The sequence below is a fragment of the Thermosyntropha sp. genome, assembly GCF_017656155.1.
Taxonomy (GTDB): Bacteria; Bacillota; Syntrophomonadia; order Syntrophomonadales; family Syntrophomonadaceae; genus Thermosyntropha.
In genome coordinates, this window is the sequence record NZ_JACDOH010000007.1 from 84,472 (window position 1) to 109,293 (window position 24,822).

Below are 24,822 nucleotides of genomic sequence, written 5' to 3' on the forward strand. Positions count from 1 at the left end.
CCTTTTTCCCTGCAAGAGCAGAATTATTCAGAAAAATTTTTTACTTTATCCTAAAAACAGACTTACCGCATTTCTGGTCAAAACAGTAAGGGGAACAGGATATATTCCAAATAGCAAAGTTAAAAGCACACAAATCCAGAGAGCAATCCGAGCCGGAAATTCTATGGCAAGAGGGGCATTTTTTTCAGCCTTTCCTATATACATCACCTTCACAACTTTAAGGTAATAATAAACGGATATCATACTCATCAACAAACCGATAAAAGCAAGCCAAACGTATCCGCCTTCCACGGCACCGGAAAACAGATAAAATTTGCCTGCAAATCCGGCTAAAGGAGGTATGCCGGCTAAAGAAAGCAGACACACAGTCATAACTGCAGCCAGGAAAGGCGATCTTTTACCCAGCTGTCCAAAGGCTTCTATTTCATTGCTTTCCATATCATTTTCAATCTGGGTTGCTACCGCAAAGGCTCCTAAGTTGGCAAAAACGTATACCATGCTGTAAAAAAGTACCCCTTTAAGGCCATAGTCATTGGCTGCTACTAAGCCAACCGCCAAATAGCCTGCCTGGGCAATACTGGAATATGCCAAGAGTCGTTTAATATTTGTCTGAACTAAAGCAATCAGATTTCCAATAATCATAGTCGCAGCAGCGAGTATTGCCAATAATAAATGCCAGTCAAACCAGAACAAATCTAAACTTATCATAAAAAACCGCACCATGGCTGCCAATCCGGCCGCTTTAGAAGCAACCGCCAGAAAAGAAGTTACATTTATAGGTGCTCCTTCATATATATCCGGAGTCCACATATGGAAAGGAACCAAGGCAATTTTGAAGCCAAAGCCGGCTAAAAGCAAGACAACTGCGCTTATAAGTGCAGGCTCTTCCCTCAAACACAGAGCTATCTCACTGATTACAGTAGTACCACTTAAAGCGTATATCATACTTATACCAAAAAGAAGAATTCCGGAAGATAAAGCCCCCAGAATAAGGTATTTAATGGCTGCTTCCTGCGAAGTTTCCCTGTTTAAAACATAAGCAACAAGGATGTAAAAGCTTATAGTCATGAGCTCTAAAGCAATATAAAGGGTTAAAAGATCTCCGGCGCTTACCATTATCATCATACCTAATATGGTGAAAAGTAAAAAAGCATAGAATTCGGATGTGCGCCTTCCAAATTTTTTTACATATTTAAAAGAGCTTAAAATTACCAACAAGGATGCCGTCAAAAATAGCATTTTAAAAAAGCTGGCATAAGGATCAATCAGATATATATTGTTAAAAAGGCTGGCTTCACGGTTAAAATTAGAAAATATCCAGACTAAAACCCCGATTATTCCGGCAGTAGTAACAAACTTTGCCGCTTCCTGCCCTTTATTAGGGAGGATTAAAGTTAAAATAACAACCAAAATTCCCAATAAAGCAATTATTATTTCCGGCATCAGCAAGAGATACATAATCATATCCCCCCTATATTAAGTAAATTTATATGGGCTAAAAGTTCGGTCGCTCCCTGATTTATCAAATCCATGATAGTAAACGGGAAAAATCCGCCTAAAATTATAGCTGCCCCTAAGATTACAAGCGGAACCATTTCTACTCCTTTTAAATCTTGCAGATGATCCCATTTTTCCTGACGGGGTCCAAAAAGAACTGCTCCTAAAGTTCTTAAAATATATAAAGCGGTAAAAATAACCCCGGAAACAGCCAAAACAGTCAAAACCCGATATTCAGAAAATGCTCCGACAAAAATAGTAAATTCGCCAATAAAATTTACCATCCCGGGAAGCCCTAATGAAGCAAGCCCTGCAATCATAAATCCGGTTGCCAAACGCGGCATTTGATGGGCTAATCCTCCAAAGTCATCTATATTACGGGTATGGCTTTTTTCATAAAGATTACCGATTAATGCAAAGAAGAGAGCGGCCATAACTCCGTGCCCAAACATCATCATAACGGCTCCGTTTATGCTGATGAGATTTAAAGCAGCAATTCCTATAAGCACATATCCCATATGACTTACACTTGAATATCCGACAATATATTTCAGGTCTTTCTGGCTTATACAGATTAAAGCGGCATATAAAACATTACAGATAGCCAAAACTGCAATAACCGGAGCTATAACCTGTGCGCCAGCCGGCAGAATGAACAAACCAATGCGTATAAGTCCATATCCCCCGATTTTCTTCAATACCCCGGCATGAATCATGCTTACTGCAGTTGGGGCACCGGCATACCCATCCGGCGACCAGGAATGGAAAGGAAACATAGAAAGCAAAGTTCCAAAACCTAAAGTCATAAGAGCAAACACAAATATCTGGAAAGATAAATCATAATCCAAACTTGATAAAAACATCAAGTCAGTCGACGGCTTTCCGGTCAAAAGATATGCCTTAACATAAAGGCTTATTATACCTAGAAGCAGGAAAGCACTTCCGATTAAGAGATATATGGTGAGTTTCATCCCGGCATATTCCTTGGTAACCCGCTTGCTGCTTCCCCACATGATAACCAGTATGTAAATAGGAATTACTACCACTTCATAGAAGAGGAAAAATATGAAGAGATCGGTAGTAACAAAAGTCCCCATTACCCCGGTTATCAAAAGCAAAAGCAGGGAAAAGAACTCTTTAGCCTGCTCTTTTATGTGCCATGAAGCATATACCGCGCTGAAACCAATAAGGTTGGTAAGCAAAAGCATAGGAAGACTTATTCCATCTATTCCCAAAGCATAGCTTACTCCTAAATCAGGTATCCAGGTTATCCTTTCAATAAACTGCATACCTCCTGTGCTGCGGTCATAGAAAATGAAAACCAATAAAGACAGGAGCAAACTCAAAAAAGTAACTAAAGCCGCAGTCCATCTGATAAATTTAACCTTATCTTTGGGCAGGAACATTATAAATACAGCACCTATGGCTGGTAACAGCAAAGTTAAACTCAAAATAGGTAAATTATGCATTGTTCTCCCCCTCTACTGCATTATTCCTAATCCTGCCAGCAAAACGGCTGCGGATATTATTATAATTCCACCTATCATATAATAGGCGTAAGTCTGCACCTGCCCGTTTTCAGTATAACGTAGTTTGCTACCTGCCCCGCCGGTAAGTTCGGCAGATAAATCAACCAGGCGGTTTATAATATGAATATCTATCCAAAACATGATTCTAGCCGAACCGTCTACGAATGTGCGGATAAGCCAGGCATATATTTCGTCAATATAGAACTTGTTGAACACCACATTGTAAATCCAGCCCAAACGCTGTTTCAAACTTTCCTGGCTTAAAACCTTCTTACCATAGAACAGCCACGCCAGGAAAATTCCGGCTAACGCCAGAATTGTCGATAGAACAACTACCATTATCTCCGGCTCGTGATGCACTTCACCGTGATAATGAATATAATGTCCAAATATATTGCCGGTAACCGGAGCCCCTATAAAGCCGGCAAATATAGACATAAAAGCGAGTATTAGCAAAGGCATAGTCATAACCCAAGGGGATTCATGAACTTCATGACGTTCATGTCCGTCATGAAGATGATTTTCCGTTTTTTCTCCAAAAAAGGCTGTGAAAATAAGCCTAAACATGTAAAAAGCGGTGAAAAAGGCTACCAGTGAACCTAAAATATAAAGCCCGGTATATCCCCCTGCATAAGCGCTTAAAAGTATTTCATCCTTACTCCAGAACCCGGCTAAAGGGGGGATTCCGGCTAAAGCCAAAGCTCCTATGACAAAAGTCCAGGTAGTAATCGGCATTTTGTGGACCAATCCTCCCATTTTCCTTATATCCTGCTCATGATGCAGAGCATAGATAACGCTTCCTGCCCCTAAAAAGAGCAGTGCTTTAAAAAACGCATGGGTAGTAAGGTGAAACATTCCGGCAGTCATAGCCCCGATCCCCATTGCCATAACCATGTAACCGAGCTGGCTTAAGGTAGAATAAGCTAAAATTCTTTTAATATCATACTGAGTAAGTGCAATAACTGCGGCAAAAAGAGCCGTAAATCCGCCGATAAAAGCTATAACCTGCATAGCCTCCGATGTAGAACTGAAAATAAAAAAGGCACGCGCAATCAAATATACTCCGGCAGCTACCATAGTCGCAGCATGGATTAAAGCGCTGACCGGAGTCGGGCCTTCCATGGCATCGGGAAGCCATACATGCAGCGGGAACTGGGCTGATTTTCCCACCGGCCCTGCTAAAAGAAGCAAAGTAACTATAAGTAAACCACCAGTATTAGTATAAGAAGCTACTTCACCGGTAAGCTCCCCGAAATTCAAGGTGCCGAAAATAATCTGGACAAAAAGTATACCGAGCAAAAATCCAAAATCTCCGACCCGGTTGGTTATAAAAGCTTTTTTGGCTGCATCCCGGGCTGAATCTTTGCCAAACCAGAAACCAATCAACAAATACGATGCCAATCCGACCAATTCCCAGAATACATACATTTGTCCGAAGTTATTTGCCAAAACCAATCCCAGCATGGCAGCTGCAAATATTGATTGATATGCATAATAACTGGCAAATCCGGGGTCACCTTTCATATACCCTAAAGAGTAAAGCTGAACTAAAAAAGCGATAAAAGTAACTATAAAGAGCATAACTATCGAAAGACCATCAACAAGTATTCCCATTTCTATGGTAAGACCCGGCATTCTAAGCCAGGAAACAGCCGCTTCATAATCAGGCGAAACCCCTAAATTCGCCATGCCTTTAAGTAAAATCAGTGACATAATAAGCCCAATACCTATGCTAAAAAGAGAAATTCCTGCTGAAACTTTAGGCCAGCGGTAAAGAAAAAGTCCAATAAAAGCAAAGGCCAAGAACGGTATTAAAGCAATAAGCCAGGCATGTTGCAAAACCCATTCAAACATGATTTCCCCCCCTTACCACTTGAGAATGTTATAGTCATCTAAATTAACAGATTTTTTATGGCGAACAATGGAAATTATCAAAGCCAAGCCAACGGCAACTTCAGCAGCTGCCACCACAATGACGAAAATACTAAAAAGCTGGCCAATTACCCCGTCCCCTGCTACAAAGCGATTCGCTGCCACAAAATTTATATTGACTGCATTGAGTATAAGCTCTATGGACATAAGAACAGCTACCGCATTTCTTTTGGCTAAAACCCCATAAAGTCCTATACTGAAAAGAATTGTGCCCAAAATCAGATAATGGGTAAGTCCTATCATCTCTTGTCTTCCCCCCTTGCCAAAATAATTGCCCCGATAACTGCTCCCAGCAAAAGCACGGCTGCTACTTCAAAGGCAATTACATAATCTCCCATAAGCATATAAGCAATTTTACCTATACTATCAGTCCAATCCGGAGCAATCCCATGCGTCCAGGAAGTAAAATATATTGATAAAATAATCAGAAATGCGAATAATTCGGCAAAAATGGCCGCTTTCCATTTTCCCCTGCCATGCGAAGGGTTGCTTTCGCTTACCTCCCGGCTTAAAAGAAGCATAATGGCAAAAATTATTAGAACGGAAATAGCTCCAGCATAAGCTAGAATCTGAACTAAACCTATAAAATCAGCTCCCAGATAAAAATAAATTCCGGCTACTCCCACAAAAGTAAGGACTAAACATAAAGCACTGTGCACAATATTGGGCAGAGCCACTACTCCCAAGGCAGCAATTATGGTGACTGCTGCCAAAACGTAAAATATTATGTAAGGCCAATTCACCTCTACCCCTCCTTTAACCTTCTTCCTTCTTCTGTCCTTTGACTAAAAATGCCCGGGCAACCTTAGCCGCCTTTTCCTTATCGATTACTATAAGCTCTGCCATTTTCCTCAGCTTGTTTTCATCTTCGCCTATCATCTCAGCCAGTTTTAAAGCCTCAGATTCATCATTTAAAATCTTGCCCAGGGCTTTGGCCGGATTTTTTCTTATAGCAATAATAGTAGCATTTATAAGTTTTTCATTTTTATCTTCCTTACTTGCTCTTATTCCCTTTTCCCCGGCTTCTGCATCGTCAGATGCCAACTCCAGATGGCTAAGATCCGGCTCATAAACAAATTTTATATCTTCTCTATTAAAAGCTGCCCATTCAAAATCATGGCTAAAGTAAAGCCCTCCCGTGGGACATGCTTCCACACACAAGTTGCAGAACATACAGTACTGATGATCGATAGTATAGCTGGTTAAAACCTTTTTCTTCCCCTCTTTTAACCTTGCCTGGGTAAAACTCAAAACATTATTGGGACAAGTTTTGACACACATGCCGCATACTATGCATTTTTCAGGGTTAAGTATTAAACGTCCGCGAAACCTAGGGTAAAGATTTGGTCTTTCTTCCGGATACTGTTCGGTAATATCCCATTCAAAAAGATGTTTTAAAGTAATCGCTAATCCTTTTAAAATTCCACTACCCCACACCTTTATCACCAACCTATCTATTTAAAAAACTGTAAAACACATCCAGTTACTACCAGGTTAACCAAGGTTACAGGTATTAAGACCTTCCAACTGAATGACATGAGATGATCCATTCGTATGCGCGGCAAAGTCCATTTAAGCCAGAAAAATACGAGCATTATAATATAAGCTTTTATCGGAAGCCAAAGCCAGGAAGGAAGCCAGGGCCCCTGCCAGCCGCCGAAGAACATAACTGCCGCCATAGCTGAAACTGCAAAAAGGTTAGTATACTCAGCCAGGAAGAACAAAGCCCATCTCATACCGCTGTATTCGGTATATGCTCCGGCGGTAAGCTCCTGTTCTGCTTCCGGCATGTCAAAAGGTCCCCGGTTAAGCTCAGCAGTCGCAGCAATAAAATAAGTAATAAATGCCACCGGCTGTAAAAATACAAACCATACATTATTTTGAGCTGCTATTATATCTGACATCTTAAGTGATCCGGCAATCATTATTACACCTAAAAGCGAAAAAGCCAAAGGGATTTCATAGCTTATCATCTGGGCTACTGCCCGCATGGCTCCTAAAAGAGACCATTTATTGTTGGAACCCCAGCCTGCCATCAGGAGAGCTATGGTTCCTAAGGAGCCTACTGAAATAAAATATAAAACCCCCATATTTAAATCAACTATCGCCATACCATCGCCAAAGGGTATAACGACATAAAGCATTAAGGAAATAACTATGAATACGATAGGTGCAGTTCGAAAAATAATTTTATCCGTTTGTGAAGGTATAATATCTTCTTTGGTAAGCAACTTTATTGCATCAGCAATAGTCTGGAATATCCCCCAAGGCCCTAAACGGTTAGGCCCCAGGCGTTGCTGGATAAAGCCGGATATTTTGCGTTCCAGCCAGATTAAAATAATTATATTTACCGTAACTATAGCCGCTATGCAGATAAACTGGATTACAAGCAGAACAATGTCCGCAACTAATGGCGACATTCCCTGTTTTTCAAGCCAGGTAACAATCAAGCGGGCTAAATCAATAAAAAATGTTTCTGCTCCTCTCATATTTGCAACTCTCCTTAACCAGTTAATATGGTCAAATACGGTTATCAGCGGTCTGCTTCCCCCAAAACCGGATCCAAAGTAGCAATATTAGCAATAAGATCCTGCAGTTTCCCTCCACGGGAAATCAAAGGCAAAACCCCTAAATTTATAAAAGAAGGTGCCCTTACATGCAAACGATAAGGCTTTTCACTGCCATCACTGACTATATAAAATCCGAGTTCCCCCTTTGAAGATTCAATACGGTGATAAACTTCTGCTCCCTTTTCCGGTTTTATAATTCTTGGCACTTTTGCTCTTATTTCACCTTCCGGCAAATCCTGCAAAGCCTGTCGTATAATTTTGGCACTTTCTTCTATTTCTCTTATTCTCATTAAAAAGCGATCCCAGTTGTCCCCTTTGCTTCCTATCGGAACATCAAAATCAAACCGCTCATATATGCTGTAAGGTTCTGCCTTGCGGATATCATAAGCTATTCCGCTCGCCCTTAAATTAGGACCACTTACCCCGTAAGCTATAGCCTTATCAGCAGGCAATATTCCGGTATTCTTAAGCCTGGCCTGCAGTATTTCATTGCCGGTTAAAAGGTTGTTGTATTCATCGAGCATATAAGGCAGGTCATCTAAAAAACTTTTTACTGCCGGATAAAACTCTTCCGGCAAATCTTCAGCAATTCCGCCTATACGCATATAGCTGGCAATCAATCTCTGCCCGCTCGTCATTTCAAACATATCCATTATCCGCTCCCGGTCGCGGAAGCAGTAGATTAAACCTGTTGTAGCCCCAATGTCTATGGCTAAACTGCCTATAAAAAGCATATGGGAAGCAATACGCGAAAGCTCCGCCATTATTACCCTTATGTATTCAGCTCTTTCCGGAACTGTAACCCCTAAAAGCTTTTCTACTGCCTGACAGTAACCCATAGCAGGAAGATGAGTTGCCAGGTAATCGAGCCGCGAATTATAAGGGATAAACTGCGTATAAGTACGCGATTCTGCAATCTTTTCCACCGAACGATGAACATAGCCCAGGTGAACTTTAACATCAACTATATGTTCACCATCTAAAACAGTTTCAGCATGCAGTCCTCCGTGGGTGCTGGGATGCTGTGGCCCTACGTTTATAGTAATGAAATCAGACTCTATCAACTAAAATCCCCCCTTAACTTTAAACTGCCTTATAATCTTTACGCAGAGGGTGTCCTTCAAAATCTTCGGGAAGAAGAATTCTCTTTAAGTCGGGATGCCCTTTAAATACTATTCCCATCAGATCATAAACTTCTCTTTCCTGAAAATCAGCCGCCGGCCATAAACATGTAAGTGAATCAATTTCCGGATTATCCCGCGGAATATCAGCTTTGACGCATACCTTTAAGTTTTCTGGAATCCTGCAGACATGATAAACCATCGTAAATTTTTCGCCATAATCCACCCCACAGAGATTGGCAAGATAGTTAAAACCGAATTCTTTTTTTAAAAACTCCATCAAAGTAAATAAAATTTCGGATTGGGTTATAATCTCAAAAAAATCTTTTCCTTCATTTATTTCAATTTTTCCGTCCCAATTCTTTAAAAGCCTTTCTTTCAATTCCTGGTACAATATTTACCCCTCCTATCTCTGCCCTAAAACCTTGGCCTTAAGCTCCAAAAGACCGTTAAATAATGCTTCCGGACGCGGCGGACAGCCAGGAACATAAACATCAACCGGCAAAAAGGTATCACAGCCGGGAAGAACACTGTAGCCATCCTTAAAAGGGCCTCCGCTTATTGCACAGTTCCCCATTGCCAAAACCCATTTAGGTTCAGGCATCTGGGCATAAACCCTCTGAACTACCGGTTTCATCTTAACTGTTACCGGTCCTGCCACAATAAGGAGGTCTGCCTGTCTAGGAGAAGCCCTAAAGACTTCATACCCATAGCGTGCAATATCAAATCGGGCAGCACCTGAAGCCATCAGTTCAATAGGACAGCAATTGCATCCGTAGGAAAGTGGCCAGAAGGAATGAGCCCTTCCCCAGTTCCATATTTTTTCTAAAGTCGTTACGATAATATTGTTTTTTTCCAGCATTTTTACATCTTTCTCTAGTACCATTTCAAAGCTCCCTCCTTCCAGGCATAGAACAAGGCCAAGAGTAAAATAATCAGGAAAATAATCATCTCTACAAAAGCAAAAATTCCCAACTTATTAAATTTTACCGCCCATGGGAAAAGGAAAATAGTTTCAACTTCGAATGCTAAAAATACCAGGGCATAGAGAAAATAATTTACTTTAAACCTAACCCATGTCCTGCCCTTGGTATCAACTCCACATTCATATGGCACTATTTTTTCCGGGTCGAATTTCGATTTTGGGCGCAGTAAAGCAGCTAAACCTAAAGCAGCCAGTGGAAAGCTTAAAGAAAGAAGAAAAAATATGCCGATAGTTGAATAATCAGTAAGCATAAAAAGCCTCCTTTTTTCAATTTATTTTTCTCCTCTCAGCCCTTTCAAGTATAAGTAAAATAAATGATACAACACCAAAACTTTTAATTCTATATATTTATTTTAAATATTAGTTAATATAATATTAAAAAAAGATTAACATTTTATTAAAATAAACAAGCCAGCCCCTGATAAAACTCCCAGGAGCCGGCTTATTAAAGCTGAAGCAACATTCTCTTTAATATTGGCCAGCATTTTTCATTCATTTATCACTTCAATATCATTTATCTACTTAATTTATATTTTAAACATAAAGAACTTATTTTTACAAGCTTAAATATTATTCCAATTCCAAAATAATACAGTCGCGATTCTCCGCCACATTGGCCTGCACCTGGTTTATTTTCAGTTTTATATCTAAAACCTCTTTTAGCACGTTTTCCAGCTCAGCTCCTTTTTCTGCATAAAAAATCCGGCGCAAATACTCTACAAGGCGGATATTTTTACTGTTAGATATAACACTTTGTTCCAATATCGTTAAAACTTCCAGAGCTCTAATCTCTATCTGCCCCCGGGTTATAAAAACCTGTACATCACGCGGGCCTTTTCCGGTAGTTGATTTCATAAAATAGGCCACTGCTGTTTTTACCTTTTTTTCCATTTCCATTCTTTCTTTTCTTTCCATTAAAAGCAGCTTATCGGCTGTTTGCTGTTTAAATTGATTTCGAAAATATTCTTCTGCTATTTTTTCCATAGTTTCTAAAAGTCCATAAGGATCAACAGGTTTAACTATGTATTTCACAATTCCTATATCAACAGCCTGAAGAATAGTTTCACTATCAGATAAAGCAGAAGCAATAATAAAGGCACATCTGCCACCTTCTTCTTTAATCCTTCGGCACATAGTAAGCCCATCCATTACAGGCATTCTTAAATCTACCAGTGCTATATCCGGCTGATGAATCTTAGCAAGCTTTAAACCCTCCTCCCCATTACAAGCAACAAAAAGCTTACCCACTCGCTTTTTGAGGAAAAAACTCAACTCATCTCTTGTAAATTCTTCATCTTCTACATATAAAACTTTAAGCTGGGATAAGAGTGAGTTTTCTTTTTTACTTCCCATCTTAATCCCCTCCTGCAACTGGAACTGCTAACCTCATACATACTCCCTGTTCCGTGTTATGCCAGTCGATTTTTCCACCCATATTTTGTTCAATTATAGTCCTGGTTATATAAAGCCCTAAACCGGTGCCTTTATTTTTTTCCTTGGTAGTAAAATATATTTCAAAAATCTTATCCCCAATTTTTTCATCAATTCCACCGCCGTTGTCTTCAATTTCCAAAACAGCCGTTTCAGCCTCTTTGTAAATTCTGATAATAATCTTTCCATCCTGCCGGAAGCTGTTTTTCAAAACTTCAAAAGAATTATTAACTACATTAAAAACTGCCTGAGCATACTGATTAGGATAACCGTAAGCACATATCATTTCGATTTGTTCAAACTCTATTGTAATATTATTAAATCTAAGGTTTTCCTCCATTAAATCCAGGACAGAAACTACCGCCTCGTAAATGTAGAAAACTTCTTTCTGGCTGTGCGGGCTTAAAAAATCCCTGAAATCTTCAATAGTATCTGATAAAGCAGTAATAAGCCTCCTGGCTTTTTCTAAAGAAATTGCCATAAAATCAGGAGTCAGTTCATGGTTTTGATAAGCATCCTCTAAATTAGTTAAAACTAAGCCTAAATTATTAAGCGGCTGTCTCCACTGATGAGCAATATTTGCCATCATTTCTCCCATAGCTGCTAATCGTGCCTGATGAATAATAAGGGCTTCTTTTTGTTTGTTTTCTTCAAGTTGTCTTTCAAAAGCAATTTTAAGTTCGTTCATGGTGTGTCTGGCAGTCATATAAACGGTCAAAACAAACAAAGATAATATTACCAAAACCAGAGTAAAAATATTCACTACCTTTTGCCTTTGAATTTGGCGGGCATTCTGGATAGTTTCATAATCAAATATTAAATCTTTTATATTAATTTCATTCTTAACCAAACCTAAACTGTGCAAAGCCTCGGACATCTGCTTCCAACGATAGGGATTAATATTTCCTATCTGTACAACTGGATAAAGGGTAAAGTTTATAACCTGTTTGGCTTGAAAGAGATTAAAATCCAATATTTCCTGCTTATTTTCGGCTAAAGGATAATATTTGTTAACAATATAGAAACTGGTTTCTTCAGGATGAGTTAAAGCATATTCCCATCCCTTTAAACTGGCTCTGCGAAATTTTTCAACTAATTCAGGATTGGTCAAAGCCAAACTCCGGCGGGTAAAAAGGGAATCACCATAAAAATCTATACCATAATCTATAGGCCTTATTTTCTTTAATTCCACTCCTTTTTTCCCCGCATAATATGAAATCGTCCCCAAGTAGCCCGGGATTACATCAAACCTGCCTGAAGTCAAATCTTCCACCCGAAAATTTCCTAATCTTTCGCAAAAAGGAAATTTTTCAGGGTTTATTCCTTCCCTCAATAATAACGTCTGCAGTTCTATATCCAAAAGGTCATCTTTTCTGCGGGCAATTTTAAGCTTTGCCAAATCAGCCGGTGAATTATAAGGTGTATTTTTCAGCATAAAAAACTCGGTAGGACTGCGCTGAAAAACGGATGATATTATTATCAAATCTTTCTTTTTATCTCCGGCAATTAAAATATCCATAGCTCCGATGCCAAAATCAGCCCTCCCGGAAGCTACTTCTTCAGGGGCATTTAAAAGCGTGCCATCCGGGGTAAAAGCTGATTTTATTTCTACATCTAGGCCTTCATCAGCATAGTAACCTAAAGACTGTGCCATATAATACCCTGCAAATTGAAACTGATGCTGCCATCTAAGCTGTAGGATAACCTTTTCCATCTCTTTGGCATCTGCCCTGAACGGTATTGCCAGTAAAACCGTAATTGTTACAATAAAACAGCTATAAATCTTCATTCTGTTTTTATATTTTCTATTATATCTCATCTTTCTTCCCTGAGTTTTTCATTTTGTCTTAAATTTTATTATTTTCGACAATATTGTCAATAAATTTTAAAATATTCAACAAATTAATTTTATCTCTTGTAAATTTTGATAAACTGTGTTATTAATATAAATAACTACAAGTAAATTAAACACAGATGGGCTGAAAATCCTTAAGATAAGCAGCTCATAGTGTATATATTTCATACATAATATTGCTGGTAATGTTTAAGAGAACATAAGTTCGGCTTTAAACAGGCCAGCTTTAAGGAGATGTTCCTCCTTGAAGCTGGCCTGTATTTTTTGCAGATAAAAATAAAAGGAGGGAGATATACAAAACTAAAAGCAGGTTAAATCAAGCAAAAAACTATAAATTTAAAGGAGGTTTTACTATGACCAATGTCCACACCCTTAGCGATCAGGAACTTATTTACAAGCTGGATGGTAAACCATCTTTGGGAGTTGCCATACCTCTGGGTATGCAGCATGTCCTTGCCATGTTTATTGGTAACATTGCGCCTATAATAATCATCACCAACCTCTTAGGCATACCTCAGGAACAAAAAGTAATAATGCTGCAGTGTGCTATGATATTTGCTGGATTAGTTACCCTCGTGCAAATTTACCCCATCGGCCCGGTCGGAGCTAGACTTCCCATTGTAGTCGGTACTAGTTTTGCTTTTGTTCCCTCAGCAATAGCTATCGGTAAAGCATATGGAATCGCTGCCATTCTAGGAGCCTCACTCTTAGGAAGTTTGGCTGCAGTTTTAGTCGGCATTTTCATTAAACAGCTGCGCCGCTTTTTCCCACCTTTGGTTACAGGCACAGTCCTTATTGCCATCGGACTTTCTCTCATGCCGGTCGGAGTCAACTATTTTGCTGGCGGAGTAGGCAAACCTGATTACGGCTCTCCTGAAAACCTGATGCTCGGATTTATCGTTCTCATCACCGTTATCCTATTACAGAGATTTACCAAAGGTATCCTCAATGTAGCTGCTATTCTAATCGCTCTGGTCGTAGGATATTTAATTGCCATACCTATGGGCAAAGTCGATTTCAGCGTAGTAGCGCAAGCAGGCTGGCTCAGTTTTCCCCGTCCATTAATGTTCGGCCTTGAATTCCATTGGGATGCTATAATAAAATTTGCAATCGTTTATCTCATCGTGTCTCTTGAAATTATCGGAAACCTTTCAGCTATAACCCTGGTAGCAGAAAACCGTGAAGCTACCGAAAGAGAAATGGGAGGAGCAATAATTGCTGATGCTTTAGGGAGCGCTTTAGCCGCTATTTTTAATATAATGCCTCTTAACTCTTATGGACAAAATGCAGGCATAATAGCTTTTACCCGCGTAGTAAACCGCTTTTGTGTAGCAACAGGCGCCATCTTCCTTATACTGGCAGGTATTATTCCCAAAGTAGGTGCAGTAGTTGCTGCTATGCCTTCAAGTGTATTAGGCGGTGCAGTAATAGTTGTATTCGCTATGATTACGATAACCGGAATGAAGATGATTGCTACTGCTGGCCTTACTCAGCGTAATACTACGATTTTAGCAATCGCATTCGGTGTAGGTTTAAGTTTCAGCTTTGTTCCTGCTGCTCTAGAACATATGCCGGCTGTATTAAAAGCTTTTCTGGAAGATGGGGTTGTAGCCGCCGGAATCCTGGCCTTAGTCTTCAATGTAATCTTCCCGGAAGATAAAGAAGAAAATTTAGCGGCTGAAGAAACTGCTGAAATAGCCCATTAGTTATATATCAAAATTATTGAAAGGGGTGATACCTTGCTCAACATCAAAGAATATGTAGCACCAACTTCACTGGAAGAAGCTTATCAATATCTGGTATCTCAAAAAGGGGCTACTCTACTGGGTGGATGCGCCTATTTAAATTTAGGCACCCGCACCATCCCCTTAGCTATCGATCTTTCAAAAGCAGGGCTTTCTTTTATAAAAGAAGAGAATGACTACATAGAAATTGGGGCTATGACAACATTTGGCGATATTGAACAATCAAAGGTTTTAGCACATTATTTCAATAATATATTGGCCCTGTCCGTCAGCGACATAGTAGGAGTTCAACTTCGCAATCTGGTAACCGTGGGCGGAACTGTCTACTCCCGCTACGGTTTCTCCGATTTCATTACTGCTCTACATGCTCTGGACACCAAAGTTAAACTATATAAACAGGGAATATTTGACCTGGAATATTTCCTGGAAAAGGGATCTAAAGAGCCTGATATACTGGAAAAAGTCATCATAAAAAAAGACAATCGCAAAGCGGTGTTTAAAGCTATGCGCAACTCACATGGTGACTATGCCATCTTAAATCTGGCAGCAGCTCAAATCGGTGATAAGTTCAGAATAGTAGTAGGTGCCAGACCGGGAAGAGCTGCTTTGGCCTACCAAACCATGGAATATCTTAATAAAGAATATCTGAAAAACCAAGAATTTACATCATCTGCCTTAAAGCAGGCAGGAGAAATTCTGTCCGAAGAATTAAGCTTTGGCAGCAATGGAAGGGGAAGCAGCGAATACCGTAAAGAATTAGCAAAGGTTTTATTACGAAAAGCACTTAAGGAGGTGACTTATCTTGCAGGTCAATCTGAAAATTAATGGACGTGAACATATCGTGGATGTCCCTCCTGATGAATTTTTGCTTACTACCCTTAGAAGGTTAGGTTATTTAGGTACCAGGCAAGGTTGTGACACCAGTACCTGCGGAGTATGTACAGTACATGTCGATGGAAAAGCAGTCCTATCCTGCACCATCTTAACATGCCGCCTGGATGGACATGAAATAACCACAATTGAAGGGGTAGAAAAAGAAGCCGAAATTATCGGCAAATATTTAGTGGCTGAAGGGGTAGAACAGTGCGGATATTGCAGTCCAGGCCTTATAATGAGTATTCTATATCTGGAAAAATGCGTTCAGAACCCTGCGGATACTACTGATGAAGAAATCCTTCATTATTTAAACGGCAACCTCTGCCGCTGTTCAGGATATGAAGGACAGCTCAGGGCAATCAAAAAATATCTGGAGGTGAAATATGGTGCGGGTAGTAAATAAACCATTTGATAAAATAGACGGTTTAAGCCTTGTAAAAGGTAAACCCCTTTATACCGATGATCTCTGTCCGGCAAATGCCTTAACTATCAAGGTTTTAAGAAGTCCACATGCATTTGCCAGGATTAAAAATATTGATACAACAGCTGCGGAAAAACTTCCCGGCGTTGAATGTATACTTACTTATAAAAATGTACATCACAAGCCTTTTACCCGCGCCGGACAATGTCATCCAGAACTATCACCTTATGATAAATTTTTCTTAGATGAATATGTCCGCCATGTCGGGGATGATGTAGCAATAGTGGCCGCAGTTGATGAAAAAACTGCCTTAGAAGCACTGAAACTTGTCCAGGTTGAATACGAAGTTTTAAAACCAGTTTTAGACTTCGAAACTGCAGAAGATAATCCTATCCAGGTCCATCCTGAAGACGATATTTTTTGCCATATGCCGGTAGGATTTGATCCTAAACACAATGTGGCATGCCGGGTAAATTTAGCTTCAGGCGACGTAGAATCGGTACTAGAAGACTGCGAGGTTGTTATAACCCGCACCTACAAAACTCAGCCTCAAGCCCAGGCAATGATGGAAACCCAAAGGGCTTTTGCCTATCTCGATAGCTATAGAAGATTGGTAATAGTAGCTTCAACTCAAATCCCTTTTCATGCTCGGCGCATACTGGCCACCGCTCTTGACATTCCTGTCAGCCGAATACGGGTAATAAAACCGCGTATCGGGGGAGGCTTTGGGGCGAAACAAACAGTTAATGCCGAATTGTATCCGGCTCTGGTAACTTTAAAAACTGGTAAACCTTCTAAAATCGTTTATACCCGAAGTGAAGTATTTAATGCCACAACAACCCGTCATGCTATGAAATTCACGATAACCCTGGGGGCTATGCGTGACGGTAAAATAAGGGCTATCGATGTCAAAGCCCTTTCCAATACCGGAGCATACGGAGAACACGCAGAAACTACACTGGGAGCAGCCGGTAAAAAAGTTCTTCCGCTTTACAATAAGGCAGAAGCAGTGCGCTACCAGGGTACTGCCGTTTACACCAATATGGTGCCCGGAGGAGCTTTAAGGGGATTTGGAGTAACACAGGGAACCTATGCCTTAGAGTCAGCAGTAAATGAGCTGGCTGCTGAATTAGGTATGGATCCAACTGTTGTTAGAGAAATAAATATGATAAAAAAGGATGAAACTACTCCCCTCCTTAACATTACTACCAAAGGTTGGGGAACTGAACCTATGTACATGGATAGCTGTATGTTGGAATATTGCGTTAAAAGAGGAAAAGAACTCATCAAATGGGATGAAAAATATCCACGCCGCCAAATCAGCCCTACCAAAGTGAGGGGATTAGGAATGGCGATTGCTCAGCAGGGTTCAGGACTTCCTAACATAGACATGGCAGCTGCTACCATTAAGCTAAATGAAGACGGCTTCTTTAATCTTTTAATTGGGGCTACCGACTTAGGAACTGGTGCCGACACTGTTATGGCTCAAATTGCGGCAGAAACCTTGGGAGTAGATTTAGAGCAAATTGTAGTGTATTCATCCGATACGGATGCCACTCCTTTTGATACCGGAGCTTATGCTTCTAGTACAACATATACTACCGGCAATGCGGTAATCGAAGCAGCCTTAAAGATGAAAGAAGAAATTATAAAAACAGGTGCTCTTTACTTTAATACAACCCCAGAAAAAATAATTTTTGATGGCAAATATATAATATATACAGATAACCATGAAAAAATAAGCCTATCTGAATTTTCCAAAAAAATAACTTACAACCTGCTTCATACTCAGCTTTCTACCAGTGGTTCGTTTGTGCCTAAAAAACAAGCTCCTCCTTACATGGCAGGATTCGCTGAAGTTGAGGTAGATTTAGAAACTGGTAAAGCTGAAGTAGTTGAATTCATAGGCATTGTTGACTGCGGAACTCCTATAAATCCAAAACTGGCACGAATCCAAACTGAAGGGGGAATTGTCAAAGGCATAGGATTTGCACTCTACGAAGAAGTCCGGTATTCTCCCAACGGCAAACTGGTAACTGACAACTTTATGGATTACAAAATCCCTACCCGACGGGACATTGGCAAAATAACTGTGGAATTTGCTCCCAGCTATGAAAATACAGGACCTTATGGAGCTAAATCCATCGGTGAAGTAGTTGTAAACACAGTAGCTCCCGCCATAATGGATGCTATATATAATGCCTGTGGGGTGCGCATAAGAGAACTTCCTGCTACCCCTGAGAAAATCTGGCGTGCTTTAAACTGCTAGAAAGGCGGCGTAAAGCCGCCTTTCTAACTCTATTTCAAAATATAATTTGCTATTACTACTCTCTGGATTTCATTGGTTCCTTCATAAATCTGGGTTATTTTGGCATCCCTCATCATTCTCTCTACCGGATATTCCCGGGTATATCCATATCCTCCCAAAATCTGAACTGCTTCAGTAGTAACCCACATCGCTGTATCTCCCGCAAAAACCTTGGCCATTGCACTTGCTTTACCATAAGGAAGTCCATTACTCTCAAGCCATGCTGCCTGATAAGTAAGCAGCCTGGCTGCTTCTATCCTGGTTGCCATATCTGCCAATTTAAACTGGATCGCTTGCTGTTCAGCTATCGGTTTGCCGAATTGAACCCTTTCTTTTGCATAATTTAAAGCATATTCATATGCTCCCTGCGCAATCCCTACTGCCTGGGCAGCAATACCGTTTCTGCCTCCGTCTAATAACATCATTGCTATTTTGAAGCCTTCCCCTTCTTTTCCTAAAAGGTTTTCTTTTGGTATACGGCAATTGTCAAATATCAGCTCATAGGTAGCGGAAGAACGAATCCCCAGTTTTTTTTCTTTTTTCCCAAAGCTGAATCCAGGAGTCCCCTTTTCTACTATAAATGCACTTATACTCTTGTGTTTTAGTTCTTTTGGGCCGGTGCGGGCTATTACTACATAGATGTCGGCATAATATGCATTGGTTATAAAAATTTTGGTTCCATTTAAAATATATTCATTTCCATCTAAAACAGCAGTAGTTTTTGTTCCTCCGGCATCACTTCCTGCTCCCGGCTCGGTAATCGCAAATGCTCCCAGTTTTTTTCCCTCAGCCAGCGGAACCAGATATTTCATCTTCTGCTCTTCGGTCCCAAATTTCCATATCGGCCAGGAACAAAGCGAAACATGGGCAGATAATGTTACTCCGGTTGAAGCACATACCCTTGAAAGCTCTTCTACCGCAATAACATAAGCCAAAAAGTCTGAACCTACCCCCCCGTATTTTTCTTCCCAGGGAAGGCCACACATGCCAAGTTCGCCCATTTTATAAAATATGTCCATATCAAATCTTTCTTCTTCATCTCTTTCCGCAGCAGTAGGTGCTACTTCATTTTCCGCAAAATCGCGAAATGTTTTTCTAAACATTTTATGCTCTTCGCTCAGTTTGAAATCCATATTACCCCTCCCCTAAAAAATTTACCTTTGCACAATCATGGCTGCTCCCTGTCCTCCGCCAACACACAGAGTAGCCAAACCGGTTTTAAGATTTCTTCTCTGCATTTCATAAAGCAGGGTAACTAGAATCCTGGCTCCTGATGCTCCAATCGGATGTCCCAAGGCTATAGCTCCTCCATTAACGTTTACTTTTTCCATGCATTTGTCAAATCCCAACTCCCTCGCTACAGCAATAGACTGGGCTGCAAAGGCTTCATTAGCTTCAATAAGGTCTATGTCATCTAAAGTCATGCCTGCTTTTTCTAAAGCCTTACGGGTCGCGGGAACTGGTCCAATCCCCATGATCGCCGGATCAACTCCGCTTGATGCACAGCTTACTATTTTTGCCATGGGCTTTATACCCAATTCTTTGGCTTTTTCTGCACTCATCACTATAACGGCAGCTGCTCCATCATTTATCCCCGAAGCATTTCCAGCTGTTACTGTTCCATCTTTTTTAAATGCCGGCTTAAGGACGGCCATTTTTTCTCGGATTGTTTGCCTTGGATGTTCATCGGTATCAAAAACTGTATCTCCTTTTTTATCTTTAATTGCCACCGGTACAATTTCATCTTTAAATTTGCCTTCCTCAATAGCCTTTCCAGCTAACTCCTGGCTTCTAAACCCAAAATCATCCTGGTCTTCCCGGGAAATATTCCAGCGTTCTGCAATGTTTTCCGCGGTTATTCCCATGTGATAATCATTAAATGCATCCCAAAGCCCGTCTTTTATCATCATATCTACTAAAACCCCGTTGTTCATGCGGTAGCCAAATCGGGCTTTTTCTAAAAGATATGGTGCTGCCGACATGTTTTCAGTTCCGCCAGCTAAGATGATATCAGCATCCCCTGCTTTAATAATTTGAGCTGCCAGGCTTACTGCCCTTAATCCTGAAGCACATACTTTGTTAATGGTAAATGAAGCTACCGTTTCAGGTATACCTGCTTTAATCGCTGCCTGTCTAGCTACATTCTGCCCCTGTCCACCCTGAAGCACACAGCCAAAAATGACTTCATCTAATTGTTCTCCCTTAACACCTGCACGATTTATTGCTTCTTTCATTACTAAAGCCCCTAATTCGACAGCACTAACATCCTTCAACTTTCCTCCAAAAGTACCAATCGGCGTACGACAAGCCCCTACCAGCACAACTTCACGCACCAAAAATTCCCCCTCCAAATTTTCTGAATCTTTTAGTAATAAGAAAAGTATTAAATTATAAAAACATTCATTAATTTATATTCTATATATAACCATTATATCCTTTTTATTCCCAAAATATATTTCAATATAAACAAAAAACGGTTCAAAGGAATTTAGGAATTCCTTTGAACCGTTAAAATTACCGTTCAGATTACCTAGCTTTTAATTGCCCATTGATTTCCAAAGAATTTCTGCAACATCAAATACTTTAACCTGTTCTTCCTTATTCGCACCTTTTACACCGTCAGAAATCATGGTTAAACAGAACGGACAGTTGGTAACTATCATTTCCGGGTTAGGAACTAAGAGCTGTTCTGTTCTGGTATCATTTATACGCTTGTAGCCTTCTACCGCATGTTCTTCTAACCACATGCGACCGCCGCCAGCTCCGCAGCAGAAGCCTTTATTTTTAGCCTGTGGTATTTCAACAATATTAGCTCCAGCAGCTTTAAGAACTTGCCTGGGCTGATCATAAACATTGTTATGTCTGCCTAAGAAGCAGGAATCATGATAAGTAATCTTAGCCCCAATATTGCCCGGTTTAAGTTTGCCTTCAGCCACCAGTTTCGCAAGAATTTCAGTGTAATGGTATACTTCATAATTTCCGCCCATTTGCGGATACTCATTCTTGAGGGTATTGTATCCATGCGGACATACAACGATTATTTTCTTTACTCCATAATTGTTAAATGTTTCGATATTCTGACTTGCCAAAGTCTGATAGAGGTATTCATTTCCTAAACGGCGTGCAGAATCTCCACAGCACATTTCTTCAGTTCCCAAATATCCAAAGCTTACTCCAGCCTGGTTAAGTAGTCTTACTAAAGCTTCTCCGACCTTCTTATATCTGTCATCAAATGATACTGCACATCCAGCATAAAGGAGATATTCAAATTCCTTGCCATCTTCAGAAAGAACATTTACCATTTCTCTGATACCTCTTTCCTTGAGCCATTCAGCACGGTTAGCCCAACCTACACCCCACGGGTTGTAGTTGCGTTCCATATTGGTAAATGCCATCTGAGCCTCGGAAGGCATATCTCCCTGCCACATAACCAGATTGCGGCGCATTTCTATAATCTTGGGAATATGTTCGATAAACATTGGACAATGTTCCATACATGCACGGCAGTTGGTGCAATCCCAGATTACATCAGTAGTCACAACATCATAAAGTAAGCTTTTATCCATCGGGCTTGCTGCTTCAGCTTCTTCAGTCATAGCAACCATTTCTGCATCTTCCTCACCGGCTTTGGCAGCCATTAAATAAGGAGCTTTTTCATCAAGATGTTGTTTCATAGCCTGGATAAGGGTTAATTTCGGATTTAAATGTTTGCCTGTATTGTAAGCAGGACAATTTTCCTGACATCTTCCGCAGCGGATGCAAGCATCTAAATCCAAAAGGTCTTTCCATCCAAACTCTTCAATATTTTCTACGCCGAAAGTTTCAGCTTCTTCAATATTCTCTACCATACGGCAGGCAGAAGGTTCCAAATCGCGGAATATATAATTTATCATACCAGCCATGATATGCCACAGTTTAGTATAGGGAATAAGGGCTATAAATACAAAAGCCATAGCCATGTGCAGCCACCATAAAATCCGATGCCATACTAAAATAGAAGCACGGCTCATACCCGCAAATAAACTTGCAAAGACCCATCCTACCGGTGAAGCAAATTTTTCATACATAATAGCTTCCATAGTAGGCTCCCACTTAATCTGAGCCATGATGCGCAGACCTTCAATAAAGTAACCGGTTAAAAGGATAGCAAATACCAAAAGGATTATCCATCCGTCAGAACCCTTATTATCATTAAGCCGATCAGGCTTTTGTCCATAACGAATGACAGCCAATACGATAATTCCAATTAAGGCCAACAGGCCAAAAATATCAACAAAGGCCGAGAAACTGATGTAAGAAGATCCTTCTATATGCGGAAAACCGAGCCAGTGATGGGAAGCGTCTACACCGGCAGCCAGGAACAATATCAAAAAGCCCCAGAATAAAAATGCATGCATAGTTCCAGGCGTTGGCTTTTTAAACAGCCTTAACTGTAAAAAAGTATAAACAAACCATGACCATATCCGCTGTCCAATCTTATCATTGCGGTGAAGCTCACCTTTTGCCAGTTTCCATACCTGAACCCTTTTTACAAATCCATAAAGAAAAATAGCAATAGGGATAAACATGAGAATATAAATAAGCCAATCGAAGGGAATATTTGCCCCTACTTCGCGCATGGGGACTTCATAACCGCCCTCTAAAGGAATATACCCAAATATCATCTACAATTCCCTCCCTCTAAATAAAAAAATAAGATGTTACTGGATATACATTGCTGTATATCCAGTAAATCCTCATCTAAAACCATCCCCCATAAAGAAACGATTTATTTCTTAAGTTCTTCACAAAGCAAAGGAATAACTTTAAACAGGTCTCCTACTACTCCAAAGTCAGCTACATTAAATATTGGGGCTTCAGGGTCAGTATTAATCGCAGTAATAAACTTGGAAGAAGACATACCGGCCAAGTGCTGAATTGCCCCGGAAATTCCACAGGCTACATAGAGGTTGGGGTTAACAACTTTACCAGTCTGTCCAACCTGATATTCATGCCCTAGCCATCCGGAGTCAATAGCAGCACGGGAACCGCCTACGGCTGCTCCCAAGAGATCAGCCAACTGTTCTACAACCTTAATACCTTCAGGTCCTTTACATCCGCGTCCGCCTGATACTACTACATCAGCTTCAGTAAGTTCAGGTCTAGCTGATACAGTCGGCTTGAATTCTATTATGTTCTGATATACATCAGCTTCAGTTGCAACTACAGCCGGCTTAATTACTTCACCAGCTCCAGCGTTTTCTTTAACTTCAAATACCCCAGCACGAACAGTGGCTAAAATCGGCTGAGAAGTTATTTCGACTTTAGCTAAAGCTTTACCAGCATAGATAGCTCTGGTAAATACGCCTTTACCTTCGCTTATTTCGGCTCCAATTACATCAGTTGCCAGACCAGCTTCTAATTTTTGAGCCAATCTGGAAGCAAAATCTCTACCATTAAAGGTGTGAGCAAATAAAACTGCGTTAGGTTTATACTCATTTATCATTGCAGCCATTTGAGCTACAAAAGCACCGGTATTATACTGGGCAAAAACGTCTGCATCAGCTACATATACCTTATCAGCCCCATATTTAGAAAATTGGGAAGCCAACCCTTCAACATCTTTTCCAAAAATAACCGCACAAACTTCATCGCCAAACTTTTTGGCCTCAGATAACATCTCATAAGTTACCTTCCGAACATTACCATCTCTTTGTTCAACAAATACCCATGTTCCTGCCATCAATTACCCTCCTTTTAAAATCATTCCCCCAAGTAGTTATGCCTTTACTTCAACTTTAGCCACATTCTTGATGAAATCGGCCAATTTTGCTGCACATACTTCAGGTTCGTCTTCAATCTTGGTTCCAGCCTGTTTTGCAGGTGGTAGTGAGTATTCGATTATCTTAGTCTTGTTTTCAACTGCTACTGCATCCACGGTAGCTACTGGTTTCTTCTTAGCTTGCATAATACCCTTCATAGAAGGATAACGCGGTTCATTCCAGCTAACCTGGGTAGAAATAACCGCCGGGAGAGCCACTTCAGTAACCTGACTGCCTCCGTCAGCTTCACTGGAACATTTTACTTTGCCATCAGTAATCTCTAAATCAGTTATAACATTGATATGTGGCCAACCTAAGATTTCAGCAATACGGGTTGGTACCTGAGAAGAGCCATCATCAGCAGCAACATGGCCTGCGAGAACCAGATCAGGATTTTCTTCTTTTATAACCGCAGCCAGGGCTACCGCTCTTGCATATTCATCTGCACCAGTATCCTGCTTTATAAGTATACCTCGGTCTGCCCCCATAGCCAGGGCAGTACGGATAGCATCCATAGCCTTATCAGCACCGGCTGATACTACAACTACTTCTTTGGCAATCCCTTTTTCTTTGAGTTGAATAGCTCCTTCTACAGCAACTTCATCATATGGGTTAATAATCAAATTAATCCCGGCATCAGAAATTTTTCCATCTTTTAATTCAATTTTAGCTTCAGTATCAAAAGTTTGCTTAACACATACCAGAACCTTCAAGTTCATTCCTCCTTTTCCCTCTCATAATTTAAAAAGAC

Annotated in this window: 22 protein-coding genes; 4 read left to right on the top strand and 18 right to left on the bottom strand. The window is 40.4% G+C overall.

The window, feature by feature from the left end; genetic code table 11:
* Window positions 1-45: 45 nt before the first annotated feature.
* The 13 genes from H0Z36_RS07945 to H0Z36_RS08005 form a co-directional block, all read right to left on the bottom strand.
* Window positions 46-1,458 carry an NADH-quinone oxidoreductase subunit N gene (locus tag H0Z36_RS07945; protein ID WP_366508879.1) on the bottom strand — a complete coding sequence of 471 codons (1,413 nt, stop codon included), beginning with the start codon at window positions 1,456-1,458 and terminating at the stop codon, window positions 46-48.
* 2 nt (window positions 1,459-1,460) lie between these two features.
* Window positions 1,461-2,966, bottom strand: a complete 1,506-nt coding sequence (locus H0Z36_RS07950) for an NADH-quinone oxidoreductase subunit M (protein ID WP_296865268.1) — start codon at window positions 2,964-2,966, stop codon at window positions 1,461-1,463.
* A gap of 12 nt (window positions 2,967-2,978) precedes the next feature.
* On the bottom strand, window positions 2,979-4,880 hold the full coding sequence (nuoL, locus tag H0Z36_RS07955) for an NADH-quinone oxidoreductase subunit L (protein ID WP_296865270.1): 1,902 nt from the start codon (window positions 4,878-4,880) through the stop codon (window positions 2,979-2,981).
* Window positions 4,881-4,892: 12 nt separating this feature from the next.
* Window positions 4,893-5,201, bottom strand: coding sequence for an NADH-quinone oxidoreductase subunit NuoK (gene nuoK / locus H0Z36_RS07960; protein ID WP_296865272.1), 309 nt, complete (start codon window positions 5,199-5,201; stop codon window positions 4,893-4,895).
* Window positions 5,198-5,701 carry an NADH-quinone oxidoreductase subunit J gene (locus tag H0Z36_RS07965; protein ID WP_296865274.1) on the bottom strand — a complete coding sequence of 168 codons (504 nt, stop codon included), beginning with the start codon at window positions 5,699-5,701 and terminating at the stop codon, window positions 5,198-5,200. The genes nuoK and H0Z36_RS07965 overlap by 4 nt, the downstream gene beginning before the upstream one ends.
* 13 nt (window positions 5,702-5,714) lie before the next feature.
* Window positions 5,715-6,404: a 4Fe-4S binding protein gene (locus H0Z36_RS07970; protein WP_296865276.1), complete on the bottom strand. Its 690-nt coding sequence runs from the start codon at window positions 6,402-6,404 to the stop codon at window positions 5,715-5,717.
* Window positions 6,405-6,412: 8 nt separating this feature from the next.
* Window positions 6,413-7,447 carry an NADH-quinone oxidoreductase subunit NuoH gene (gene nuoH, locus H0Z36_RS07975; protein WP_296865278.1) on the bottom strand — a complete coding sequence of 345 codons (1,035 nt, stop codon included), beginning with the start codon at window positions 7,445-7,447 and terminating at the stop codon, window positions 6,413-6,415.
* 44 nt (window positions 7,448-7,491) lie between these two features.
* Window positions 7,492-8,592, bottom strand: a complete 1,101-nt coding sequence (locus tag H0Z36_RS07980) for an NADH-quinone oxidoreductase subunit D (protein WP_296865280.1) — start codon at window positions 8,590-8,592, stop codon at window positions 7,492-7,494.
* Window positions 8,593-8,611: 19 nt separating this feature from the next.
* Window positions 8,612-9,043, bottom strand: a complete 432-nt coding sequence (locus H0Z36_RS07985; RefSeq protein WP_296865282.1) for an NADH-quinone oxidoreductase subunit C — start codon at window positions 9,041-9,043, stop codon at window positions 8,612-8,614.
* Between the two features lie 12 nt (window positions 9,044-9,055).
* Window positions 9,056-9,535, bottom strand: coding sequence for an NADH-quinone oxidoreductase subunit B (locus H0Z36_RS07990; protein WP_296865284.1), 480 nt, complete (start codon window positions 9,533-9,535; stop codon window positions 9,056-9,058).
* Window positions 9,526-9,885, bottom strand: a complete 360-nt coding sequence (locus H0Z36_RS07995) for an NADH-quinone oxidoreductase subunit A (protein ID WP_296865286.1) — start codon at window positions 9,883-9,885, stop codon at window positions 9,526-9,528. Before H0Z36_RS07995 ends, H0Z36_RS07990 begins: the two co-directional genes overlap by 10 nt.
* Before the next feature lie 319 nt (window positions 9,886-10,204).
* A complete protein-coding gene (locus H0Z36_RS08000) occupies window positions 10,205-10,987 on the bottom strand; it encodes a Na-translocating system protein MpsC family protein (RefSeq protein ID WP_296865288.1) in 783 nt (260 codons plus the stop codon).
* A gap of 1 nt (window position 10,988) precedes the next feature.
* Complete coding sequence (locus H0Z36_RS08005; RefSeq protein ID WP_296865290.1) at window positions 10,989-12,854, bottom strand: ABC transporter substrate-binding protein; 1,866 nt, start codon at window positions 12,852-12,854, stop codon at window positions 10,989-10,991.
* Window positions 12,855-13,273: 419 nt separating this feature from the next.
* Here H0Z36_RS08005 and H0Z36_RS08010 point away from each other — a divergent pair, with 419 nt between their 5' ends.
* Genes H0Z36_RS08010 through H0Z36_RS08025 form a run of 4 tightly spaced genes read left to right on the top strand, consistent with a single transcriptional unit; the run spans window position 13,274 to window position 18,231 of the window.
* Window positions 13,274-14,626 carry a nucleobase:cation symporter-2 family protein gene (locus H0Z36_RS08010; protein WP_296865292.1) on the top strand — a complete coding sequence of 451 codons (1,353 nt, stop codon included), beginning with the start codon at window positions 13,274-13,276 and terminating at the stop codon, window positions 14,624-14,626.
* A gap of 33 nt (window positions 14,627-14,659) precedes the next feature.
* The gene (locus tag H0Z36_RS08015) at window positions 14,660-15,490 is read left to right on the top strand and encodes an FAD binding domain-containing protein (protein WP_296865294.1); all 831 of its coding nucleotides are present in this window, start codon (window positions 14,660-14,662) and stop codon (window positions 15,488-15,490) included.
* Window positions 15,468-15,944 carry a (2Fe-2S)-binding protein gene (locus tag H0Z36_RS08020; RefSeq protein WP_296865296.1) on the top strand — a complete coding sequence of 159 codons (477 nt, stop codon included), beginning with the start codon at window positions 15,468-15,470 and terminating at the stop codon, window positions 15,942-15,944. Before H0Z36_RS08015 ends, H0Z36_RS08020 begins: the two co-directional genes overlap by 23 nt.
* Window positions 15,925-18,231, top strand: a complete 2,307-nt coding sequence (locus H0Z36_RS08025; protein WP_296865298.1) for a molybdopterin cofactor-binding domain-containing protein — start codon at window positions 15,925-15,927, stop codon at window positions 18,229-18,231. Before H0Z36_RS08020 ends, H0Z36_RS08025 begins: the two co-directional genes overlap by 20 nt.
* Before the next feature lie 29 nt (window positions 18,232-18,260).
* Here the strand turns inward: H0Z36_RS08025 and H0Z36_RS08030 are convergent, their stop codons facing one another.
* The 5 genes from H0Z36_RS08030 to H0Z36_RS08050 form a co-directional block, all read right to left on the bottom strand.
* Window positions 18,261-19,403, bottom strand: coding sequence for an acyl-CoA dehydrogenase (locus tag H0Z36_RS08030; RefSeq protein ID WP_296865301.1), 1,143 nt, complete (start codon window positions 19,401-19,403; stop codon window positions 18,261-18,263).
* Between the two features lie 21 nt (window positions 19,404-19,424).
* The gene (locus H0Z36_RS08035; RefSeq protein ID WP_296865303.1) at window positions 19,425-20,603 is read right to left on the bottom strand and encodes an acetyl-CoA C-acetyltransferase; all 1,179 of its coding nucleotides are present in this window, start codon (window positions 20,601-20,603) and stop codon (window positions 19,425-19,427) included.
* Between the two features lie 204 nt (window positions 20,604-20,807).
* Complete coding sequence (locus H0Z36_RS08040; RefSeq protein WP_296865305.1) at window positions 20,808-22,934, bottom strand: heterodisulfide reductase-related iron-sulfur binding cluster; 2,127 nt, start codon at window positions 22,932-22,934, stop codon at window positions 20,808-20,810.
* Between the two features lie 104 nt (window positions 22,935-23,038).
* Window positions 23,039-23,992, bottom strand: coding sequence for an electron transfer flavoprotein subunit alpha/FixB family protein (locus H0Z36_RS08045; protein ID WP_296865307.1), 954 nt, complete (start codon window positions 23,990-23,992; stop codon window positions 23,039-23,041).
* A 36-nt stretch (window positions 23,993-24,028) separates the two neighbouring features.
* Window positions 24,029-24,790 (bottom strand): electron transfer flavoprotein subunit beta/FixA family protein, encoded by a 762-nt coding sequence (locus tag H0Z36_RS08050; protein ID WP_296865309.1) that lies wholly within the window; start codon window positions 24,788-24,790, stop codon window positions 24,029-24,031.
* Between the last annotated feature and the right edge of the window lie 32 nt (window positions 24,791-24,822).

Excerpts from the sequence above, each read along its gene's own strand:
- H0Z36_RS08030 (WP_296865301.1), bottom strand. The coding sequence starts at position 19,403 with ATGGATTTCAAACTGAGCGAAGAGCATAAAATGTTTAGAAAAACATTT.
- H0Z36_RS07995 (WP_296865286.1), bottom strand. The coding sequence starts at position 9,885 with ATGCTTACTGATTATTCAACTATCGGCATATTTTTTCTTCTTTCTTTA.
- H0Z36_RS07950 (WP_296865268.1), bottom strand. The coding sequence starts at position 2,966 with ATGCATAATTTACCTATTTTGAGTTTAACTTTGCTGTTACCAGCCATA.
- nuoL (WP_296865270.1), bottom strand. The coding sequence starts at position 4,880 with ATGTTTGAATGGGTTTTGCAACATGCCTGGCTTATTGCTTTAATACCG.
- H0Z36_RS08005 (WP_296865290.1), bottom strand. The coding sequence starts at position 12,854 with ATGAAGATTTATAGCTGTTTTATTGTAACAATTACGGTTTTACTGGCA.
- H0Z36_RS08040 (WP_296865305.1), bottom strand. The coding sequence starts at position 22,934 with ATGATATTTGGGTATATTCCTTTAGAGGGCGGTTATGAAGTCCCCATG.
- H0Z36_RS08050 (WP_296865309.1), bottom strand. The coding sequence starts at position 24,790 with ATGAACTTGAAGGTTCTGGTATGTGTTAAGCAAACTTTTGATACTGAA.
- nuoK (WP_296865272.1), bottom strand. The coding sequence starts at position 5,201 with ATGATAGGACTTACCCATTATCTGATTTTGGGCACAATTCTTTTCAGT.
- H0Z36_RS07990 (WP_296865284.1), bottom strand. The coding sequence starts at position 9,535 with ATGGTACTAGAGAAAGATGTAAAAATGCTGGAAAAAAACAATATTATC.
- H0Z36_RS08000 (WP_296865288.1), bottom strand. The coding sequence starts at position 10,987 with ATGGGAAGTAAAAAAGAAAACTCACTCTTATCCCAGCTTAAAGTTTTA.
- H0Z36_RS07945 (WP_366508879.1), bottom strand. The coding sequence starts at position 1,458 with ATGTATCTCTTGCTGATGCCGGAAATAATAATTGCTTTATTGGGAATT.
- H0Z36_RS08025 (WP_296865298.1), top strand. The coding sequence starts at position 15,925 with ATGGTGCGGGTAGTAAATAAACCATTTGATAAAATAGACGGTTTAAGC.
- H0Z36_RS08010 (WP_296865292.1), top strand. The coding sequence starts at position 13,274 with ATGACCAATGTCCACACCCTTAGCGATCAGGAACTTATTTACAAGCTG.
- nuoH (WP_296865278.1), bottom strand. The coding sequence starts at position 7,447 with ATGAGAGGAGCAGAAACATTTTTTATTGATTTAGCCCGCTTGATTGTT.
- H0Z36_RS08045 (WP_296865307.1), bottom strand. The coding sequence starts at position 23,992 with ATGGCAGGAACATGGGTATTTGTTGAACAAAGAGATGGTAATGTTCGG.